Genomic DNA, 20,630 nt, shown 5'->3' with positions numbered 1-20,630 from the left:
AAAAATTAGCCTATCTATAAACGTTTTTGACCAAAGTGATTGAAGTAATTTTATACCTTTTTACCTAAGTTTATTCAGCGTTGATACAAATAGTAGTGGGTGTCATCGATTCCTATCGATTCCTGTGGATGTCATCGATTTCCTAATCGATTTCTCTTGATCATCGATTCCATTAAACGAACCATATTGGTGCAAAAAGAACGTAACTATTCGAAGTCATATGAGCAACAATACTATAATTGATATTTTCGGTTTTAAGTCTAATGAACCCTAAAATAAGGCTATAAATTAAAAGGACTATGAGCGGCAATATCTGTTGGTTTTGGAAATGAAATAGTGTAAATAAAATACTAGGAATCCCTACAGCTCCAACAGAACCGAGCGTCGTACTAATCAACTTTTTAAATAACCACCCTCTAAATATAAACTCTTCCATTATAGGGGTAATAATGCAAATAGCAAATGCAGTTAAAGTAGCCTTCTCATATGAGTTGATGAATTCTCTAACTTCAAGTGAAAAGCCATCAATAGGAATATTATTGAAACTGAAAAAAACATCAAAAGAAAATTCCAAAAGCGCTGTAAAAATTATCACATATAAAATATAAGTTAACTTTACTTTGTTAAATTTTAAATAGGATAGTGTTTCGTAAATGCTTTTACAGCCAGCGGCATATATTAGTAATGGAAAAAATAATATTGGAGATAAAATCGATGTCCAAAGCGCTATCATCACCTCTATCTGAGGATCTTTTGTTTCATAAATGTTCAGTCCATTTATAGCTAAGATAACAGATACAATAAAACTAAATAGTACAGAAGGTGCAAAACTTAATGCGATACACCACCCAAATATAGAGAAATCTAAGTTAGATTTCTCATGATACACGCCTTCAACCACAATAGCCCCTCTATTTCAAGCCTGAAATAGTTAAATTAACCAGCATTTTTATATATCTAAAAGTTACAAATTCGATTAAATGGACGAATGAAATTTGAAATTCTATAGTATAATAGATGTGTTTTTAACAACTAAATAAGAGGTGGTTGAAACTTTACAGACACCTATAAACTTATAAGGTGTTAAGGTAATTTATAACATTAAATATTTTTAAAGTCGCTCCAGTTAGTTAAGTTTAACTATTCAATTAAGATTGTGGAGCGATCACTGTTATTAAGATTAATTAACTAAAATTAAGGTCTCCATCCTCCAGCACCATACCTATCTCCTCCTGCTCCGCCGTCCGATTCAAGAGCTAACCAACGTAACAGTTTAACAAGCCTACTACCACCATTTATTTGTTTAATTTCATTTGCTTTTAATTCACACATAATGTTATACTTCATTTATCCGGCCTTGCTTTCTTTTTAGAAAAGAGTGTCGGGTGATTAGTTTGCTCAATATCTCATGATAATGAGCTGTTAATTAGGCTGGCTTTAGCTATCTCGCTAAAGTTGACTAAAGTCAGCCGTTTTATTTTCTAACAAGGCTGTTCGATATTGCCTAAATAGAAAAATCTTTTTATTTCGGTTCTTCTAAGTAAGGTATTAACTCACTCTTCCTTTTAGGCTATAAATGGGTTCTAACAACCACTCAATTAAAGCCCCATGCTCTTACATAGTACCAGCTTCAAATGTCACTTTACTTTTTGTTTATATGCTTGCATTTGCTACTTTGTTAATCTTACTCTTATTTTTTGTGTTATTTCTGCGACTGCAAGCTTTCACATTATATTTTTCTTCCGCGAGTATAGAACCATTTACATTAATCTAGTCAATTCCAGTCGGGGACTCGCTGTGTACGAGTCCTAAGATGCGACTTGATAAAACTACCATAAAAATTCACAAGAACAAAAATCAATAAAATAAAATTTATCACATTATATCATAGTGTTAGTTGTGTTTGTTATAGAGCAATAACAACTAGATTTGCCAATCATAATAATTATTTTCAGGTATGTAGCCGACAGGGTGGGATTCCACTTCAGTTTGTGCTGACACCCACCTAAAGTTTGTGTATTCAAAAGATGACAGCTTCAACTTTGAAGTGCCTTCCCTGTATCGGTGAAAATATGGGATGGGTATTATCTGTTCGCTCTCTTTTTAAACCTAAATTTACCGGCAACGTTATGTTGAAAGTCGAATAGTAGTGATTATTCTTCTTTAATCATGTTAAACCGCTAGTCCTTTTTATGCTTTGCTTCTTCAGAGCAATATGATTCTTGATGCGTACTTTCTACGCAATGACAAAACCAGCTTTCAAAACGTTTGAGATAATAAGCTCCTCCGAATCCATCGTTCTTATCATAAACAATGTAATCAGTGCCGCCACCTCTAAGGTACTTCTCTCCGGTGCCAACATATTCCCAATAGGTTAAGGAAGTGAATAAATAATTGTCATTAACCAAAAAACCAAGAAAATTAGGAGTATGTTCATAAAGGTAAGTTTTGATCGTGACGTGTTTCATTCCCTCGGCTTGCAACCTTTGCTTGGTAAATTCTATTTCCTTTAATACCGATTGGACTACAGAATATCTTTCCGTACCACCATCGATTGAGCCGACTTGTTGCGGCGCTAATAAAGCTATCTCTATGACTATTTGCTTTTTACTCAAAAGACACATCTCTGAGCTTGGATCTAAAAATCTGGCAATTACAGTACTCCAGCCATGTCTTCCTGCGACACCGATATATTTGATATTTATTTCTCGTTCAGATTCACATAGTCGACCAATGTCTCCTAACAAGTCATTGGATTTAATTATTTTTACTTCTCTACGATTGTGCAAAACAGCATCGTATATTTTGAACAAAAGCTCCAGCAAGATAAATGCAATAGGTAACATCAACCCTGTTTTGATGGTGTTGGCGACTTCAACTCTAAAAAATAATTCAGTTGGCAGCATGTCAACAACGACTGCAAGTAACAACAATAATATTAGTAGTTCTTTTTTAGTCGTTTCATATGCGATACGAAGTCGGGCCAGAAGATTTGCTTTCCTTTGCATGAGGAAGTCCTGTTATTTTATTTTTGATCAATTAAGTATTGTAAACTTTACTGATAATGCAATTTTTCTTCATCGTTAGCATTAATCTTATTTATCGAACCTTTAACTTATTTAACCGATTGAAAATAAAGCTTTTTATTCCAAACGCCGACAGCAAGAAAGATTTATCTTGAGAATCAAAATTACTCAATTGCCAAGTGCTATATTTAAGATTACAACTACTCCACTTTAATGTGGCCCTTGAATTTGCCCACTAACCCTATGTTAAATCGTGGGGTGCCTAAAGCATCATGTACTGATGTGCTAACGCATCGCCACCTAAGGATTATTTAGATGCTATCTACTCTATTCGTTGTTGATCAAAATGCAGATGTACTGCCTTTGGCAAATAACGTAGTGACGTTTGAAACGTATTTGCAAGAGTACCCAAAGCTCGGTGAATCAAAACTTCGAGTGATTAATTTATGTGACTGTGGCCGTTATTTAAGCCAAGGTTATTACTGCTCTTTACTTGCTGAAGCGCGTAATCACCAAGTACTTCCGAGTCTAAAGGTTATTAACGGTTTACGTGATGGCGATAATGCGTTGTTTTTATCGCAAGCCTGGTTTGATAAGCGTGGGATTGCGATTACCGATGACGCTGAGCTGATCATTTGTATGGGCGAAACCCAACAGCCTGAGTTTAGTAAGTTGGCGGCGTATTTATTTCAGCAATTTCCAGCGCCTTTACTAAAAGTGACATTACAGCAGCAAGATAAAGGCGTGCGTGTGCAGGTGCAGCGTCGAGACTTTTCGACTCTACAGGCGGCGCAGCTTGAGTTTTGTACTCAAGTATTAGGTCATGTGCATGCCACTCAGTGGAACAAACGTAAGAGTCACAAAAAGTATCGCTGGGATATTGCGATGCTGGTGGACCACGATGAAAAATTGCCGCCAAGTAATAAAGGGGCGATCAGCCGCTTTGTTAAAGCGGGTGAAAAGCTTGGCATTAAAGTACATCCATTAGAAGCGGCTGAGTTATACAACTTAGGCCAATACGATGGGCTATTTATTCGTGAAACCACAGCGATTGATCACCATACTTATCGCCTTGCACAAGAAGCAGAGCAAAAAGATTTAGTGGTAATTGATGACCCAAGCTCGATCCTACGCTGTTGTAATAAGGTGTTTTTGCATGATGCCTTTAATTACAAGAAGGTGCCAAGTTTAGAAACGCGATTTGTGAGTCAGTGTAATGAACAAGTAATCGATAAACTCATTGCTGAGTTATCGTTACCTATGGTGCTTAAAATGCCTGAGAGTTCGTTCTCAAAAGGCGTATTTAAAGTAAAAACCAAAGAAGAGCTTGGCGAGCGTTTACAAGAGCTGATGAGCGTCTCTGCGATTGTGTTGGCGCAAGCTTACTTATACACGGACTACGATTGGCGTATTGGGGTATTAAATGGCCGTGCAATTTACGCATGCCGTTACCATATGGCACGTAACCATTGGCAAATCTATAACCATGAGTCAAAACGCAACTTTTCGGGTGGGTTTGACACGCTACCAACCTTTGAAGTGCCAAAAGCGGTGTTACGTGCGGCGTTAAAAGCGGCGGCAGTTGTGGGTAATGGTTTGTATGGTATTGATATTAAAGAGCACAACGGCAAAGCCTACGTGCTTGAAGTAAATGATAACCCGAATATTGACCAAGGGGTTGAAGACAAATATCTCGGTGACGAGCTGTACATGCAAGTGATGTCTGAATTTTCAAGACGCCTTGAAGCGAGAGGTAAAAAGTAATGTTGCAAGCCGCGTTGGTGCTTGAAAAGGCGACACTGCAGGATTTGAACTCACTGAATGCGCTGGAGCAAAACTGCTTTAGTGCGGATAGACTGAGTCGTCGCCAACTCAAGCATTACATCAGTTTTGAACATAGCCTGCTGCTCACTGCAAAGTTGGCAGGGGAACTTGTGGGCTATGGGCTGCTTTGGTTGCATCAAGGAACGCGGCTGGCAAGGCTTTATTCATTGGCGGTATCGCCTCATCATCAAGGTAAAGGGATCGCACGCCAACTGATGTCAGAGCTTGAGGCCAGAGCGGGTGAAATGGGCTGGTTATATATGCGTTTAGAAGTGGCTAAACGCAATGACGCTGCCATCGGCTTATATAAACGCATGGGTTATCGTGTATTTGGCGAGTATCAAAACTATTACGCGGATCATGATGACGCGCTAAGAATGCAAAAATGTGTGCGTAAGCTGTCGCAAAAGGCGGTGTTGCATCAGGCACCTTGGTATCAGCAAACGACAGACTTCACTTGCGGACCGGCGTCGCTAATGATGGCAATGGCGAGTATAGATCCAGGCTGTATGGGCGATCAGGCCTTAGAGCTTGAAATATGGCGTGAAGCGACCACCATCTTTATGACCGCAGGTCACGGCGGCTGTCACCCATTTGGTTTGGCATTGGCTGCGGAGCGCCGTGGTTTTGCGGCAGAGGTGATGGTGAATACGGCGGGCCCGCTATTTTTAGATGGCGTGAGAAGCGCGCAGAAAAAGCAGGTGATGACCTTAGTTCATGAGCAATTCCGTCAAGAGTGTGAATATCGTGATATTGCTATTCACCAAGCCGATGTAAAGCTTGAACAGGTTGAACAATGGTTGTTACAGGGCAGTGCGGTATTGGCCTTGATCAGCACTTATCGGCTAAACGGTAAAAAAGCGCCGCATTGGGTGCTTATTACGGGGTTGGATGAGTTGTGCTTATATCTTAATGACCCTGATGTTGAGGACGACCAAAACCCTATCGACTGCCAGCAAGTACCCATCGCAAGGTCGGATTTTGAAAAAATGATGACGTTTGGCGCAAGCAAGTTAAGTGCGCTGGTGGTGTTGCACGAGTCATTTTAAATAACCTTTTCGGTTATAAGTCAAAGGGCCTGTATTCGGCCCTTTGTTTATAGCGCTAAACGGCGTTTATAGCGTTTTCAAAAACTCAACGATTTGCCATTTTTCATTGTCACTCAAGGTTGTGCCGTAAACGTGACCGCTATTATCATTGCCCGGCATCACTTCACCGCTGGCTTTGTTCACTTTGAACTCGTTCATGCCTTGATGAGTAATATAACCAACGTTGATAGGATCGAATTCACGACTGCCAACCCAGAAGGTATCTGGGCGCGACTCTGGTGATTGTAGTAGTGACCATAGGTTTGGCACAGAGCCATTATGTAAATAAGGCGCGGTTGCCCAAATTCCATTTAACGGCCTTGCTTTGTAGACACCCGCATCGTAAAAACCATCCACACAGTCTTCGTTAGTATTGGGGGTTAACTGTTGTCTATTTGCCAAATAGACTTTGAGGCGCTCTTCAATGGATTTTTTCACGGTGGTTTTCTTACCATCTGGCCCGGTGCGCTCTGCTATTAAGCCCGCTTCGATTGCTTTGATGGGATCTTTTAGCACTAGACCCACAACCCCATTTACTGGGATATCGATAGCGCTATCCACCGCTTGGAATTTGTCTCCCGCGATAATGTCGGTTTTTGTGCCTTCCAAGAACAATGTTTTTGCCATGTGGCAGCTGGCGTTATTAGACATAGTCGGATCGGTACCAATCTCTTTTACCGGTACTTTTACCGCTTCGTAATCTTTAAGTAGATTTTTTTGGTCAATTAATTGATGGCAGCTAGCACAATTTGCTTGGAATAGCATTTTTCCTTGTGCCGCCTTATTGGTGTCAATCCCTGGAAGGTATTGCTCAGGCCAAGCTGGTGGCAGAAGTGTTTTTACCCACGCTTCTAGTTGCCCTAACGCATGTAAGTCTACCGTTGAGCTATATCGAGCATGTTTCCCCCAAACGCGCTGCCAAACCGGTGTTTCTTCAATGGATAACGAACCAAACACACCCACAACTTCACCAATGTTGCGTACTAATGGGCCGACCACAGGAATATTGGGTGCGGAAGCATTCCACTGCACAACATTTGACTGGTGCGTCCCCCATAAAAATGGATAGGAGACGGGCGCGGTGGGCGCATTTTTATTGTTAAGGTCGTCAAGCGCAAATGCCGTACCGGCGTTTTGAATATTGCCAAACGCATCAAGTCGAGCATAGCTGGTAAAATCGTCTGGATAGTCTTCGGGTAAGTCATTAACGGTTTGTCGCTCGGCGGTTGCAAGCGCCACATGCTTGAGATCGTCTCGTAAATCATCAATCAATTCTTGCGATGCCCCTTCTTTTAATACGCGCATCGCGAAACGGCTAAACTTTTGATTATCGTTAAGGGTCGCTTCTAACGCGGCATTTAGGCGGCTAAAGAAGAGTACAAAGTTGGCGAGGGTGGGCGCACCTTCTATCAAGATTTTTGTGCCGTTATAGTCAATTTGGTTAGTGTGACATGCGGCACAGGTCATTCCGACCCAAGCTTGTCCCGTGGTTTGATTGTTATGCACTGCAAAACCGATGGGCAAGCCTGAAGGGTTATTGGCGGCGGTTTTACTGGGCAGGTAGCGCAGCATTTCCATATGTTCGCTATCGCGAAAGAGCTTTTTACTGTTAGGTTGCTCTAACCAAGTAAACCAAGTATAGGGAATGATTTGTGACCCTTGGCCTGTGAACCAAAAGTCTTGCCGAAGTTTATCTGACCATCCTTGATTGAGCCAAACTCGCTCAGGCACTTGACCAGATTCTGCAACTGGGTCGAGCGTTTCTTTTGGCACTGAAGGTTTTTTACTTGGTGAGCTACAACTTGCGAGAAACAATGTGCAAGCCACTGCTGCACTTACATATTTTATTACTAGTCTATTGTTCATGTTGAACTGTCCGTGACGGTGGAAGTACCAACTACCTTAGTACAAACTAATTAACAATCAAGTTACACGGCATTACACTTGCCGCTGATTCACAAGATGAGAAAGTCTCATCTTTCCAAATATGAAATATTTATGTAAATTTATTTGTTTACACTAAATTTACTTTATTTGTTTGGGAGCGGTTGTGCGTCGAAGTAGTTTTGCCATTTTTCATGTTATGGCGGTAATAGTTATCTTGGTTGGGTTACTGACAGGTCCTCGTTTAGGCATTATCAATCATGATTTTCTGGCGTTTCTTTCGCCTTTGCTTCCACAAGGCGCGTTGCTGTCAATGCATGTGTTATTTGGTTGCTTACTCACCTTGATTGCGATTGTTTTTACTTTGGCAACCATTCGCGCACCGTTTCGTGGTGCACCAAGCAAGTTTGATAAAGCTGTTAACTACATTGGGTATCTTGTTATTGTGCTGAGTATAGCCACAGGATGGTTACTTTGGCTCAATCCAGAGAGTCTAAGTTTAGTCATTCATGGGTTATCAGCGACAGGCATTTTTTTGTATTTGGTGTTACATGGCATAAAGCACACGGTGTTTAAGGGCAAGCAAGTACTGAGCGTGTTATTGCCCCGAAATGCGCTTATTTTGCTCAGTTGCAGTATTGCTCTGGTGTATTTTTGCGGCCTTGGCATAAAGCTTATTGTTGCAGATCAGCATTTACGGTTAGAAGTTGCGCCGCTATCAAGGCAAAGTCACCTTGAAATAGACGGTAAAGGAGACGAGCCTGAATGGTTGCGTGCTAAGCCTATTAAGTTAACTACATTTGGTGGTGCAAACTTCTTGGATGGGAGTAGTGAGGTCGAAATAAAAGCGTTGAGCAACCATGATGAAACCTTCTTTCTGATCCGCTGGCAAGATCCGACCGAAAGCCTAGAGCATCTGCCGCTGGAAAAAACCTCGGACGGTTGGCAAGTACAAGAAAATGGCTTTTATCGCTTTGACGAGCGCACTTATTACGAAGATAAGTTTGCCATCATGTTATCGACAACCTGTGAACTAGGAGGTGATGGCACCGTTCAATACGGCGATGCGCCGCTTACAGACAAGCCCCGTAACTGGCATGGCAAGGGCTATCACGCAAGTACGGACGGCCGCACGCGAGACTTATGGCACTGGAAAGCGCTGAGAACCAATGACATGTACTTGGCCGATGATAATTTTTTTGGGCCGCCTCAAAGCGTTGCTCTTGGGCAAAGACGCTACACCGCAGGGTATCAACCTGATGGCAAAGAAAGCGGTGCTTATGTGATGAACTGGCGCTGGTATTCACCAACTGAGGTTACGCCAAAGCGAATGCCAATTCCATCGCCGGATACCACTGAGCGCAAAGTCCTTGACTGGTTTGCCAGCGAAACCTACAACCCACAACGAGACATGGCGAAAATTGGCGAACAGCTCCCGTCCGTGTTGTACCGTTCAAATCGTTTTGAGGGAGATAGAGCCGATGTTAGAGCTAGGGGAGAGTGGCACGATGGCTATTGGACGCTAGAGCTGGTACGTAAACACCAAACGCATTCTCCCCTTGATGTTGAACTGCGCTCTGGTGTTTGCATGTGGGTTTCGGCATTTGATCACGCACAAATCGCGCATACTCGTCAGCACAGAGCGATTCAATTGAGGTATATGCTATGACCGTAGCCTCACGTTTAATACTTAGTTTAGCGATTGCCGCTGTGGCGATTAGCTACTTGTTATTCAGCCCCTCTGAGCGAGAAATTCCAACTCATACACGCTTTATTAAAGTCACTAATGACATGCAGTTTTTGTCTGTCTGGCAGGGTCCTTGGCATTGTGTCTATGACAAAAAGCTTAATCTGCTCTGGGAAGTAAAACGAGATGATGAGTCTATCCACGATGGCTATTGGAGTTACTCTTGGTATGACGGTCAATTTGGTCATGCTGATCAAGGTGATTGTTATTTCGAAGCATCCCACTGCGATAGCCAAGATCTGATCCGTAAAACCAACCAAGCTTCTTTATGTGGTAGTGCCGAATGGCGCTTACCTACACCTGATGAGCTACGCTCTTTAATTCAAACGCCAAATAGTCCCGGACAACCCCATATCGCAAGTGATTTTTTCCCACACATTAAAAATGGTGACTATTGGAGTGGTGAGGCTGGCGTGCCATTACCCAAGTCATTTAAGCGTGAAAAGTTAGGAGCAACGGCTGTGAATTTTCAATCTGCAGAGGCGCTTTCGCTCCCATACGCAAACGCCGCATTTGTCATGTTGGTGGCTACGCCATCAACACCACTCTCATTGGCTCAAAGTCGTGCTGAGCCTGTTACTCTAAACTAGGAACCAAGGAAATGAAATATACTCAAATGGCAACTTTTGTGGTTGCAGCAGGTCTATCTTGCAGCAGTTTTGCTGCGAGTGACTACCACCGTCTTGTGTGGGACACCAGTCCAAGCACTTCAGCAACAATAGGGTTTACACCTACATCAGGCACTAATCATATTGTAAAATATGGCAGCACAACGGATGAGCAGAGTTGGCAAAGTGCTGCGGTCAGCGCTACGCATACCTTTGATGGTGGCCTCTCAAGTTCATTTGTGAAATTAACCGGCTTAACCCCTGATAGTGCGGTTTATTATCGTGTTTGTGATTCACAAGGTTGCGGTCAGCGTTTGTGGTTCAGAACTGCGCCGCAAACGGCATCAGGGATCACTGCTGTAGCTGGTGGTGATACGCGCACGGGTTGGACAACACGCCGTAAAGGCAATGAGTTGATCGCTAAAATTCGACCGCTATTTATTATGCATGGTGGCGATTACACCAATGCAAACTCCGTTTCTGAAATGCGTGAATACTTAAAAGATTGGCAATTAACCTTTTCGGATGATTTGATTGATGGCCTTGCATACAAGCGAACTTATCCATTTGTAGCAACACATGGCAATCACGAAGACGATAACTACAAAACGCTATGCGAAGTATTTGGCGTAGATTATGACCAAGATGGTGCGTGTACAGCAAAAGATACCTATGGTGCTTTTAACGTGGCGGGGCTTTTAAGGGTTTATACCTTAAACAGCCAATTTAAAAATAGTGGCTGGTCGAGCTATGCCACAGCGATGAACAATTGGCTGAAAAGCGACTTACAGTCTCAGGGCAACAGCGCAACGTGGCGTATCGCTCAGTATCACAAGCCGATGTATCCTCACTATTCAGGTAAGTCAGACAACACCATATTACACACTTGGTGGGCACAAGACTTCTATAATAATGCGATGAACTTAGTGGTAGAGTCCGATACTCATATCAATAAACTGACTTACGCACTAACGCCTACCAGCAATGGCTTTACTGCAACGACCCAAGGCGGCACCGTTTATGTGGGTGAGGGAAGCTGGGGTGCACCAGCGAGAAGCGCCAATGATCCAAAAAGCTGGACTATCGACCTTGCGAGTATTCAACAGTTTAAAGTGTTGAGTGTGACAAATGATAAGCTTACTGTTCGAACTGCTGAGTTTTCAAGCAATGCAACTGCCTTATCTAAGGCGCAGCGAGATGCCGATCCGCTTGCGTTACCTATGAATATGACATGGTGGTATGCCGCCGAAATTGGTGATGAACTGAATCTGATCAAAGCAAGCAATAATCTATCTGTGATAGAAACTCCCATTATTGAGCCGCCAGCTGCAATTGAACTTATCAGTGGTCAAACACAAGCGAATGTCACTGGTGCTAAGTCTTCTCAGGTACTTTATTACATTGATGTGCCAGCAGGAACAACGCAGCTAAGAGTTGAAACGGCGGGCGGCAGTGGGGATGTAGATATGTATGTGCGCTTTAATGCGGAACCAACGACACAAAACTACGATTGTCGACCCTATAAATCAGGTAATAATGAAGTCTGTACAATTACTCCAGTACAAACAGGTCGTTACTATGTCATGCTTGATGGCTATGAGCGTTATTCGGGCGTTGCGTTAACAGCTACGGTTTATACTGACACTCCTCCAGATCAAGGTAATAGCCAGCAATGGTTGGATCAATCCGCCAGTAAAGGTCAGTGGCAGTATTATACTTTTGACGTGGCACAGGGAACACAGAGCCTGCAAGTAAAGGCATCGGGTGGTACTGGAGATGCTGATTTATATCTGCGTTTTGGTCAACAACCAAATAGTAATACCTACGAATGTCGGCCTTATGAAAATGGCAATAATGAAACGTGCACAATCACCAATCCAAATGCGGGAACTTGGCATATTGGGCTCTATGGTTACGCCGCTTTTTCAGGGTTGACTCTACAAGCAGAAAGTCAATAACCCTGTAAATGAGAGCTTGGTGGTTATTGGTGTAACGATCAAGCTCATTTTAAAACTGACCGAATATTGAGAGTAGCTTGATCATTCACAATTAATGGAATTGAGACAATAATCGAGGTACAATACCGCTGCATTTTTGGACATGCAATTGTCTTTATGCAACGACCTCTGACGCGCGCAATCGTTGCGGTTCGTAGGGAAGAATAAATTTACCACGTGTTTGGCTATGTTCCGTGGTGATAACAAGGATCACATTATGAATACAAAACTTCTCGTTGGCTTAGGTGCTGTGGCTATTGCCGTTGGTGCTTATGTAACCACTCAATCATCATCTTCTTCAAGCATCGCGATGGAACAACTGGAATATGTTCCGGCTGATACCGCGGTATTTTGGGGGCAATTAACGCCTTTTGAGCAACAAAAATATTTGTCTTTTATGCCTGAAGAGCTTCGACAGGTTCAAAATATCGAAGAGATAACTGGGTTGCTTAGAAAAGAAAATGATAAGCACTTGGACTTTGTAGCAACGCTACTTGAGCAATACAACTTAGCATTGACTTCACCTGAACAAATGAAAGCTATCTTAGGCATGGGTGATACGGTTAGAAGTGTATTCTACACAGTTGGTTTGCTGCCTACATTGCGCTATGAACTGGCGGATCCTGAGGCTTTTCAACGTACGATAAAAATGGCTGCAAAAGATGCCGAAATCACATACCAAGAAGATACGCTTGATGGTGTCGCATTAACGCGTTATCAGCTTGAGTTCGCGCCAGAAGCTAAAATTGAGCTTATCACATCCGTGCAAGGTCAATGGGTAACAACAACATTTAACACGCCAATTAACACCGAAGCGGATTTAAAAGTTGCTTTGGGTATTGCCAAACCAGCCCAGTCACTGGCGCAATCTGGCAAACTTGAGCAATACAATACGCAGTTTGGTTTTGATGGTTCGTCAATTGCGTTTCTGAACCATGTGGCTATCGTCGATGGTATTACTGCAAACAAGCAGTCTGATTTGACTCGTATGTTAAATAATCTATTGCAGCTAGGTGGTGGTACTGAGAAATTAGCAGCGGTACGTGCTCCAGAGTGTCAGGCGGACTACAGCGAAATCGCCAATCTGTGGCCTGCGACGGTATTGGGTACCAAGAATATCAAATTTACAAATTCCGCAATCGACTTTGAAGTTGATACTGTGGTGGTGGGTAAAGATGCTGAACTGATGAAAGCGCTTGGGTCTATCCGTGGTTTTATTCCTGCGCACGTCACCAACGGCGAAGAGAAAGTGCTAGGGTTTGGCTATGGTGTTGATGTTGCAAAAGTTGCACCGCTTGTAAACACCCTTTGGGGCCGCTTTACTAAAGCTGAATTCAAGTGTTCTGAACTCGTTGCACTACAGCAGCAAGCGAAACAAAACAGTCCAATGGCTATTGCGATGATGACAGGCATGGCGAACTCGGTTAAAGGCGTGAGTGCATCCGTTTTTGATCTTGTTATGGAGCCAAACGACCAAGGCATGCCAGAACCTAAAACGTTTGATGCGCTAGTCACATTATCTGCTGAAGATCCTTTAGTACTTGTTAATACGGTGAAAGGGCTTGCACCTATGCTGGGTCAAATTCAAATCCCAGAAGATGGTACTCCGGTTTCAATTAACCAGTACATTCCATCTCCGCAGCCATTGGGTATGGATATCAAGTTGGCGGTTAAAGGCGATCACTTAGTGCTGTTTACGGGTGAAAAGGCGACAATTATTGCTGAGAAAATGGCAAGCCAAGCACTAGAAACTAATGGCATGACGCATTTCAGTATGGATATGCAAGCGTTTTTAGCGCCAATGTTAGAGGCGGCAAAAGCGACTGGTCAACCAATGCCCGAAGGTATTGATGCACTTTTACAGCAAAATATGGTGTTTGAGTTTAGTATGGATGTTGCAGATCATGGCCTTGTATTTGGCACTGATATGAAGCTGAAAAAACTATAACGAGCAAAAACCCAAATGATGTTAAAAATGCCGACTTTAAGTCGGCATTTTTGTTCTAAAATCACATTTACTTTATCAAAATTGGTAGCTTACTGTCGCTTTAATGTTTCTGCCAAGCTCTGCGGGGTCGTTCGCTTCACTTGCTGGCGCTCGCAAATAACGCTTATCCGTTAGGTTGTCTACACCCAGTCGGGCAGAAAAGCCTGATAATACTCCCTCACCTTGGTATTTTACGTTGAGGTTGTAGATAGTATAGGTCCCAGTACCGTATCCGCGTGTGATGAGATCTTCGCTAAGGCGCTGTTGAGCTCTGTAGTGTAACAATTGAAAACCCAGATTTAAATTACTGTTCAATTGATAATTGGTATTCCAAGTAAGCTTATCTGCTGGTGCTTCAGAATATGGCTGGCGTGTATGGTCAATAGTGCCTAAAAAGAAATTAGGTACACCGACGACATCCATATTCATAGAGGCGTATCCTAGGTAGATGTCTAATTTTTTAAATGAATACTGTGCCTCAATTTCAATACCGTGACTGAATAACTTGCCGATGTTTTTCGCACTATAATCACGGTGTGTGGCGACAGGGACCCCATTGCTGGGATTGGGACCGGGTGAGCCGAGCTGTTTATTGCCATTCTCATCGATGTAGTACATAAAAGGTACATTGTCGATGTAATTATCTACCTCACTATCAAAGTACATGACTTTTACACTGAAGTTATCAGCGAAGGATAAGTCTTGCCAACTCAAACCAAAACCAACTTCGTAGCTTTGAGAGTCTTCGGCTTTTAAATCTGGTTGCGGTTCGCTAAAGCAAATTTTTCCACCAATATGACATCTCCACTCATCTTTTTTATACAACTCTTGAAGCGAAGGTGCTCGAAATGCCTCCGCGGCTTTAGCGTAAAAATTAAGATAATCCGCGACTTTAAAAGTTACTCCTAGCTCGCTAGAGAGTTCAGAATCATCATTATCGGAATAGGCGACAAAATGGTTACTTGAGCGGGTGTATTTATCGAATCTCACACCTCCTGTAAGGAGTAATCTCTCATTTAAAAACTGACTTTGATCGATAACAGAAATTGACCAATTGGAGGCGTCGCTATCGCCATAGTAGGTTGACTTATCAGCAGGATTTTCGTCCCATTGCTGTTGGTCGAAGCTTTCGGATTCGTACTGCGCTTCAATGGCTAGCTTGTGCTTTATTTTCCCAGTGAATGTAGCCAAGTTAGCGACTCTCAAGCCTTTGCGCGTACTTTCTCCATTTTTCTCTCCATCATAGTTAATTTTGTTGCTGCCGCGTTCAATATAACCTTTGGTGATTTCATCATAGGTTTTTTGTGCAAAGAATGCTTGTATATCTAAGTCAAGCAACTCGCTAACACCTTGATACGTGTAGTTGAGCATTCCTTCCAGATAGTCATTTTTGTAATCTTCTGCAAGTGTCGGATAGGCCAACGCTAAGTCTATGCGCTGGGCATATGGCTGATCGATTGACTCGGTTTTACTGTAATCAATTTTACTGCTCAAAGTATGGTGTTCGTTGATGTACCAAGTATTTTTAAGCGCGAGGTTTTGACGTTTTGACTGATTCTTTATTTTACTTATCTGCTGGATACTTTCGTCTTCTGCGGCTTTGGTGTCTGCCACGACATCAATATCGTTAAATTCCACTTGGCCAAGAGACAAGACCGTATCACTGTGATCATTCAGGTGAAATAGACTGACGCTAATATCATTGGCATCCGATACAGATAAATGTGTGACCGAAGCTTTGACGCCAAATCCATGCTGGTCATTTAGGTAATCTGCAGCGTTTTTGGTTACGAGTCGTATACTCCCTCCGATGGCCCCTGAACCGACGGTTAAAGAATCGGCACCTCGTAATACTTGCACTTGCTTTAATTGATCTGGGTTTATTCCCAAGGAATTAATTTGCGCGATATTTTGGCTGCCATCCGAATCAATCTTACGTTTCACATTGTCTACAGAGATGTGTATTCGTTCACCGTACAACCCTCGAATGGCGGGTTGTCCAGAGAGCGGCGTCACGCTACCAAATAGTTCAACATTGGGGAGAGTCTTGAGTAATTGGTTTAAATCGGATGCTTGTTGCCGCGCTATTTGCTCTTCCGTTAGCGCTGAAACTGAAGCCGCTACATCATGGTTTAAGGTCGATAATTTGTGTCCCAACACCTCTATTTTTTCAATTTCGGAATTGGTTGGGGAAGACGGCTCAGCATATACATTCCAGCCGCTGAAGGTTGCAAGGATGGATAAAGAGAGAGTAGAGAGTTTCATATTATTAATCCTTAATAAAAATAATTACCATTTGCAATTGCGGCGAAGATGTTAGTTGTTATAAGATCTAATTGCAATAAATAATTACTTATAGTTATATAGATAAAGGCGTTACTATTCTGACTTTTAAGGAAAAATATGAAGATAAACAATTTACTCTGTGGTTTAGTTATCACACTGCTAGTATCAACGGCTGATGCTAAAACAATTGAGTTTGGCGGCGGTGCGAACATGAACAAGCTTGTTGCGGCCGCAGATGTATTGAAAAACTCGGAGCAGTTTACGGGAAGTGAGATCACGCTGTCAGGTGAAGTGGTAAAAGTGTGCAAAAAGCGTGGCTGTTGGATGACACTGAAGGTAGATAATGGTGAGGAAATAAACGTAAAGGTACGGGATGGCGATATGGTTTTTCCAATGTCAGCCATTGGCAAGCGCGCTTATGCGACTGGTGTACTTGAGCAGTTCGAGCTAGGTATTGAGAAAACGAAGCGTTATTTGGCCCATAGAGCGCACGAAAACGGTGAAGCGTTTGATGCAAGCAAAGTCACTGAGGGGATGAGTCTAGTTAGGCTCAAACCGGATGCAGTAACGATTTTAGAAACGAAATAAAAGCTATTTCACAAGGACGGCGTACTCGAAGTTTGTACGCTGTGAATTTGGGCTGATCACCACTTGGTAAGTGTCAGCACCAAGCATCACATAATTCACCTTACCCACCTTTAGGGGTTTTGGTGTGCTATCTAAATCCATTATCCAGACACCAGTTTCGGTATCTGGTGCTAAATTTATTAAGGTTCTGCCGGCGTTATTTGGAATATATAAAGCGGCATTACTACTTTTACCCCAAATCGCTTTTAGTTTGTGGTTTTCCGACACCAATGTGTAATCCGCGGGGCCAGAAGGGCGCATATCGGACTGGCGCTTGACTTCACACTGTTCGCATTGAATTGAAGCAGCGGAAAGATGTGTTTGCAGCTGCCCGTCAAAGATAATGCCCTCAGAGGCTATTTTCCACAAAGGTTGGCCTTCACCCAACTGATGACACCCTGACACCAGTAAAGCTGAAAATACTAAGCTGTAATATTTGTTAACAATAGGCACCGGATCACCAAACGAAAACTAGTTAAACCGGTACAAATAGTAGCTAATCTTAAGCGTCAATATAAGGTCTTAACGTTAACGAATGTAAAAGGTTACTTCATCAATTATTAAGACTAACTGCTACAGCCGCTGCCACAACTTGAGCCACTATTACAACTTGAGTTTGAAGAACTCGACGAGGAGGTACTGCTGTCGCCACTGTCCATTGACGTACACCCGATGTGCCCCGCATAGGTTGTGCTGCTGGAGTCGCCTTTGGCAATGGGCTCTCGAAAATCAGTTGCCGAGTAGTAATAGCCATTTGGAATATTAAGTAAAGCGTCAACTGCGAATAATATAGGTAAAGTAGCCGGTCTGCGAGGAGATATTCCTTCGATGCTACAGCAGGCTCTCCATGTTTTACGCAGACTGAGTTGAGCTTTGTTTTTCCCTTTCATTGCCTCAGATGGACAATGATGTAAGAAACGGTCAAAGGCCTCATAGCAAAAGGAATGATACTCTTGTGTGTGTAAAATAAATTCATGCCACAGCGCATCGACAACCTGGGAGGGCATAGCTAAGGACTGATCTTCGAGCAATAAGTTCGCTTGGAAAAACTGCTTAAGGCCCAATTCAACCTGTGTAAGTTGCTCATTGGTAAGTTCAGGATAATGTTGACTGAGTTTGGGTCTTAAATGCGTGAGATCGTAATCTTGAATAAAACTACGTCTACGCGCCGTCATTTTTACTTTTTGATATTGTAATACACCAACAAAGACCACAAATACCGCAACAAGTAGAAGAAATCCAATCATGTTATTTCCCTATATTTTTGCGTCCTAGACTGACCGAATGTGTAGCGTGTGTCAATAACGGGAAATATTAGAAGCAAGATAGCTTGCCTCTAATTGATTTGATTGTAAGTTTCTTAAATACTCTGTTTGACGTATTCTCCGGGGGCATCGTAAATCCCCGGTTGTTCATCACTTTGCGCGGCACGGGCTGGAACTTGCTCTGGGTTTATTTGATGTAACCACTGTGCCCAATGCGACCACCATGACCCGCTTTCATGCTTTGCCGAGGCAAGCCACTCAGCGGGGTTCTCGTGGTCTTGTCCATCAAACCAATAACCATATTTGTTTGCACTTGGCGGGTTGACCACTCCGGCAATATGACCTGACTCCCCAAGCACAAAAGTGAGCGGGCTGCTGAGTCTTTTGGCGCCCTCAAAAGTGCCTTGCCACAGCGCAATATGATCGTCACGGGTAGAGAGAAAGTAGACAGGTTGCTTTACTTTACTGAGGTCAATTTTAGTGCCACGAATACTGACAGACTTGTCTTCAATAAGCTGATTATTAAGATATAAGTCCCGCAAAATAAAGTTGTGGCAGGCCGCTGTTAGATTTGTACTATCACTATTCCAATAGAGTAAATCCAAGTCGGCAGGCGCTTTGCCTTTGAGGTAGTTATTAACGAAGTAATTCCAATACAAGCTGTTTTCTCTCAGCATACTAAAAGAAGTACCGAGCAGATGCCCAGACATCACGCCATTTTGATTATTATACTGTTCTAGCGCATTAATGGTGGGCTCATTGATAAATGCGCCAAGTTCACCTGGCTGTGAGAAATCTAAAATCGTGGTCAGCAAGGTTGCACTTTTTATTCTTTGTTTCATGCGCTTAGCAGCAATATAGGCCATACATGAGGTGAGTAGAGTACCGCCGATACAATAACCCACAGTATGGATTTGTGTTTCGCCTGTTTGTTTTTCAGTTTGCTCTAAAGCACATAACACACCGTCTACGACGTAGTCGTCAAACGCAATATTTGCCATGCTTGGATCTGGGTTTTTCCATGACATCATTAACACGGTATAGCCTTGTTCAAGTGCCCATTTAACCATGGAGTTATCTGCTCTCAAGTCCAAAATATAGTATTTATTAACAAATGGCGGCACGATAAGCAGGGGAGTCTTGTGTACTTGCTCCGTAGTCGGATGATATTGGATCAATTCAAACAAGTGGTTTTGAAATACCACTCTACCCGGTGTACAAGCTAGGTCTTCCCCGAGTGTATACGCATTTTCATTGGTCATGCTGACTCGGAGCATTTCAGTACTTTTGGCTAGATCTTTTTTTAAGCGCGCCAGTCCATCGAATAGATTTTGCCCGTTACTTTCTAACGTCAGCTTAAGTAATTCAGGGTTGGTTGAAACAAAGTTGCTCGGTGATACTGAATTAACGGACTGTCTTGCAAAAAACGCTAATCGCTCCTTAAGTTTTGGGTCGAGGCCTGGAGTATTTTCAATGGTGTTTTGTAGTGATTGTCCAAACCAAAGATAGCTTTGTTTAAGGTAGTTAAACCAAGGATTTTCTTGCCAATCAGGGTCTACAAAGCGTTTGTCTCCACGTTCTGGGCTAATAATGTCTTCTTTATCATCGGTAGTTTGTGGCATAAAACTGTTTTGAAAAATTGCAAACTGAGTCTGCCACCACGCATTTTGCTGTTTAATAAAGGTTTCCGGTTGCTGATTGAGTGCACTGAGCCAGCTTTGTAAGTCGGCTTGGTTTTGCTCATTTAATGCATTTTGTAATGGATTCTCTTTACCAAAATGTGTCGCTGCGAGCTGCCACAATTCTTGGTTATATTGCCACCACGCAGTTAACCCTTGCTCAATATTTTCTTGAGTGCCCATACAGGTAGATCCTTTGTGTTGTTTGAACGGGTAAGGCGACCTAAGTCGCCCAAAATTGCAGGTTATTGCGCTTTCGCGGTTTTTAGGGTTTCTTTGCCAAGAGATTCTAAGCTGTCTTTAAATTCTTGACCTAATTGAGAAAGCTTTTGACCATCTTGGATCATCTGTTGGCTTAGAGCGTTTAACGCGTTCAACTGACTTGCGTTAAAATCCATCATAGATTTTGCATCTTTGATTTCAGTCGCTTGCTTTAGCTGCTCAATGGATGTTTTAGTGATCTGTTCAGCCGAGTGCAGCTGAATTTTTGAGAGTGCTTCGATGTTTTTTGCTACGATTTGGTTAAACTGTACCGCTGGTGCAAAGAATTGCTCAGTTTGTTCGTTGAATGTTTTGAATAAATCGCTGTACATGGTCTTTTCCTTGTTATCG

At 42.6% G+C, this 20,630-nt stretch carries 16 protein-coding genes; 7 read left to right on the top strand and 9 right to left on the bottom strand.

What is annotated here, in order from left to right; genetic code table 11:
• Window positions 1-172: 172 nt before the first annotated feature.
• The 3 genes from ABMY45_RS03155 to ABMY45_RS03145 all read right to left on the bottom strand — a co-directional run bounded on the left by ABMY45_RS03155 (window position 173) and on the right by ABMY45_RS03145 (window position 3,008).
• The gene (locus ABMY45_RS03155; protein WP_349288379.1) at window positions 173-901 is read right to left on the bottom strand and encodes a type II CAAX endopeptidase family protein; all 729 of its coding nucleotides are present in this window, start codon (window positions 899-901) and stop codon (window positions 173-175) included.
• A gap of 293 nt (window positions 902-1,194) precedes the next feature.
• Window positions 1,195-1,347 carry a hypothetical protein gene (locus ABMY45_RS03150; protein WP_206473300.1) on the bottom strand — a complete coding sequence of 51 codons (153 nt, stop codon included), beginning with the start codon at window positions 1,345-1,347 and terminating at the stop codon, window positions 1,195-1,197.
• 833 nt (window positions 1,348-2,180) lie between these two features.
• Window positions 2,181-3,008, bottom strand: a complete 828-nt coding sequence (locus ABMY45_RS03145) for a hypothetical protein (protein ID WP_010606540.1) — start codon at window positions 3,006-3,008, stop codon at window positions 2,181-2,183.
• Window positions 3,009-3,341: 333 nt separating this feature from the next.
• Between ABMY45_RS03145 and ABMY45_RS03140 the strand changes: the two genes are divergently transcribed.
• Both ABMY45_RS03140 and ABMY45_RS03135 read left to right on the top strand, forming a co-directional pair.
• Window positions 3,342-4,790, top strand: coding sequence for a RimK family protein (locus ABMY45_RS03140; RefSeq protein ID WP_349288378.1), 1,449 nt, complete (start codon window positions 3,342-3,344; stop codon window positions 4,788-4,790).
• Entirely contained in the window at window positions 4,790-5,899 is a 1,110-nt protein-coding gene (locus ABMY45_RS03135) for a GNAT family N-acetyltransferase/peptidase C39 family protein (protein WP_102057271.1), read from the top strand. Before ABMY45_RS03140 ends, ABMY45_RS03135 begins: the two co-directional genes overlap by 1 nt.
• A gap of 66 nt (window positions 5,900-5,965) precedes the next feature.
• Here ABMY45_RS03135 and ABMY45_RS03130 read toward each other — a convergent pair whose 3' ends face one another.
• Window positions 5,966-7,804: a di-heme-cytochrome C peroxidase gene (locus ABMY45_RS03130; RefSeq protein ID WP_349288377.1), complete on the bottom strand. Its 1,839-nt coding sequence runs from the start codon at window positions 7,802-7,804 to the stop codon at window positions 5,966-5,968.
• Window positions 7,805-7,988: 184 nt separating this feature from the next.
• Between ABMY45_RS03130 and ABMY45_RS03125 the strand changes: the two genes are divergently transcribed.
• From ABMY45_RS03125 to ABMY45_RS03110, 4 genes are all read left to right on the top strand, one after another.
• Window positions 7,989-9,491, top strand: coding sequence for an ethylbenzene dehydrogenase-related protein (locus ABMY45_RS03125; RefSeq protein ID WP_349288376.1), 1,503 nt, complete (start codon window positions 7,989-7,991; stop codon window positions 9,489-9,491).
• Window positions 9,488-10,159, top strand: a complete 672-nt coding sequence (locus ABMY45_RS03120; protein ID WP_349288375.1) for a DUF1566 domain-containing protein — start codon at window positions 9,488-9,490, stop codon at window positions 10,157-10,159. The genes ABMY45_RS03125 and ABMY45_RS03120 overlap by 4 nt, the downstream gene beginning before the upstream one ends.
• Window positions 10,160-10,170: 11 nt before the next feature.
• Complete coding sequence (locus ABMY45_RS03115) at window positions 10,171-12,135, top strand: pre-peptidase C-terminal domain-containing protein (RefSeq protein WP_349288374.1); 1,965 nt, start codon at window positions 10,171-10,173, stop codon at window positions 12,133-12,135.
• 256 nt (window positions 12,136-12,391) lie between these two features.
• Window positions 12,392-14,122, top strand: coding sequence for a hypothetical protein (locus tag ABMY45_RS03110; protein WP_349288373.1), 1,731 nt, complete (start codon window positions 12,392-12,394; stop codon window positions 14,120-14,122).
• A 75-nt stretch (window positions 14,123-14,197) separates the two neighbouring features.
• Here the strand turns inward: ABMY45_RS03110 and ABMY45_RS03105 are convergent, their stop codons facing one another.
• Window positions 14,198-16,426: a TonB-dependent receptor gene (locus ABMY45_RS03105; RefSeq protein WP_349288372.1), complete on the bottom strand. Its 2,229-nt coding sequence runs from the start codon at window positions 16,424-16,426 to the stop codon at window positions 14,198-14,200.
• Between the two features lie 138 nt (window positions 16,427-16,564).
• On the opposite strand from ABMY45_RS03105, the gene ABMY45_RS03100 reads away from it, so the two are divergent.
• Window positions 16,565-17,035, top strand: coding sequence for a DUF4920 domain-containing protein (locus ABMY45_RS03100; protein WP_349288371.1), 471 nt, complete (start codon window positions 16,565-16,567; stop codon window positions 17,033-17,035).
• A gap of 3 nt (window positions 17,036-17,038) precedes the next feature.
• Here ABMY45_RS03100 and ABMY45_RS03095 read toward each other — a convergent pair whose 3' ends face one another.
• The 4 genes from ABMY45_RS03095 to ABMY45_RS03080 all read right to left on the bottom strand — a co-directional run bounded on the left by ABMY45_RS03095 (window position 17,039) and on the right by ABMY45_RS03080 (window position 20,611).
• Entirely contained in the window at window positions 17,039-17,527 is a 489-nt protein-coding gene (locus tag ABMY45_RS03095; RefSeq protein WP_029215865.1) for a hypothetical protein, read from the bottom strand.
• 113 nt (window positions 17,528-17,640) lie between these two features.
• Entirely contained in the window at window positions 17,641-18,321 is a 681-nt protein-coding gene (locus ABMY45_RS03090) for a hypothetical protein (protein WP_174169935.1), read from the bottom strand.
• 113 nt (window positions 18,322-18,434) lie between these two features.
• A complete protein-coding gene (gene phaC, locus ABMY45_RS03085; protein ID WP_349288370.1) occupies window positions 18,435-20,201 on the bottom strand; it encodes a class I poly(R)-hydroxyalkanoic acid synthase in 1,767 nt (588 codons plus the stop codon).
• 62 nt (window positions 20,202-20,263) lie between these two features.
• Window positions 20,264-20,611: a phasin family protein gene (locus tag ABMY45_RS03080; RefSeq protein WP_017216260.1), complete on the bottom strand. Its 348-nt coding sequence runs from the start codon at window positions 20,609-20,611 to the stop codon at window positions 20,264-20,266.
• Between the last annotated feature and the right edge of the window lie 19 nt (window positions 20,612-20,630).

Origin of the sequence: Pseudoalteromonas sp. XMcav11-Q, from assembly GCF_040104525.1 — a bacterium.
Lineage (GTDB): Bacteria > Pseudomonadota > Gammaproteobacteria > Enterobacterales > Alteromonadaceae > Pseudoalteromonas.
The sequence above is the reverse complement of the archived record's forward strand: the minus strand, read 5'-3'. Positions and strand labels throughout refer to the sequence as shown.

What these genes read in the sequence shown, in the direction of transcription:
- ABMY45_RS03150 (WP_206473300.1), bottom strand. Translation starts at nt 1,347, where the DNA reads ATGAAGTATAACATTATGTGTGAATTAAAAGCAAATGAAATTAAACAA.
- ABMY45_RS03145 (WP_010606540.1), bottom strand. Translation starts at nt 3,008, where the DNA reads ATGCAAAGGAAAGCAAATCTTCTGGCCCGACTTCGTATCGCATATGAA.
- ABMY45_RS03140 (WP_349288378.1), top strand. Translation starts at nt 3,342, where the DNA reads ATGCTATCTACTCTATTCGTTGTTGATCAAAATGCAGATGTACTGCCT.
- ABMY45_RS03135 (WP_102057271.1), top strand. Translation starts at nt 4,790, where the DNA reads ATGTTGCAAGCCGCGTTGGTGCTTGAAAAGGCGACACTGCAGGATTTG.
- ABMY45_RS03130 (WP_349288377.1), bottom strand. Translation starts at nt 7,804, where the DNA reads ATGAACAATAGACTAGTAATAAAATATGTAAGTGCAGCAGTGGCTTGC.
- ABMY45_RS03120 (WP_349288375.1), top strand. Translation starts at nt 9,488, where the DNA reads ATGACCGTAGCCTCACGTTTAATACTTAGTTTAGCGATTGCCGCTGTG.
- ABMY45_RS03115 (WP_349288374.1), top strand. Translation starts at nt 10,171, where the DNA reads ATGAAATATACTCAAATGGCAACTTTTGTGGTTGCAGCAGGTCTATCT.
- ABMY45_RS03110 (WP_349288373.1), top strand. Translation starts at nt 12,392, where the DNA reads ATGAATACAAAACTTCTCGTTGGCTTAGGTGCTGTGGCTATTGCCGTT.
- ABMY45_RS03105 (WP_349288372.1), bottom strand. Translation starts at nt 16,426, where the DNA reads ATGAAACTCTCTACTCTCTCTTTATCCATCCTTGCAACCTTCAGCGGC.
- ABMY45_RS03100 (WP_349288371.1), top strand. Translation starts at nt 16,565, where the DNA reads ATGAAGATAAACAATTTACTCTGTGGTTTAGTTATCACACTGCTAGTA.
- ABMY45_RS03090 (WP_174169935.1), bottom strand. Translation starts at nt 18,321, where the DNA reads ATGATTGGATTTCTTCTACTTGTTGCGGTATTTGTGGTCTTTGTTGGT.
- phaC (WP_349288370.1), bottom strand. Translation starts at nt 20,201, where the DNA reads ATGGGCACTCAAGAAAATATTGAGCAAGGGTTAACTGCGTGGTGGCAA.
- ABMY45_RS03080 (WP_017216260.1), bottom strand. Translation starts at nt 20,611, where the DNA reads ATGTACAGCGATTTATTCAAAACATTCAACGAACAAACTGAGCAATTC.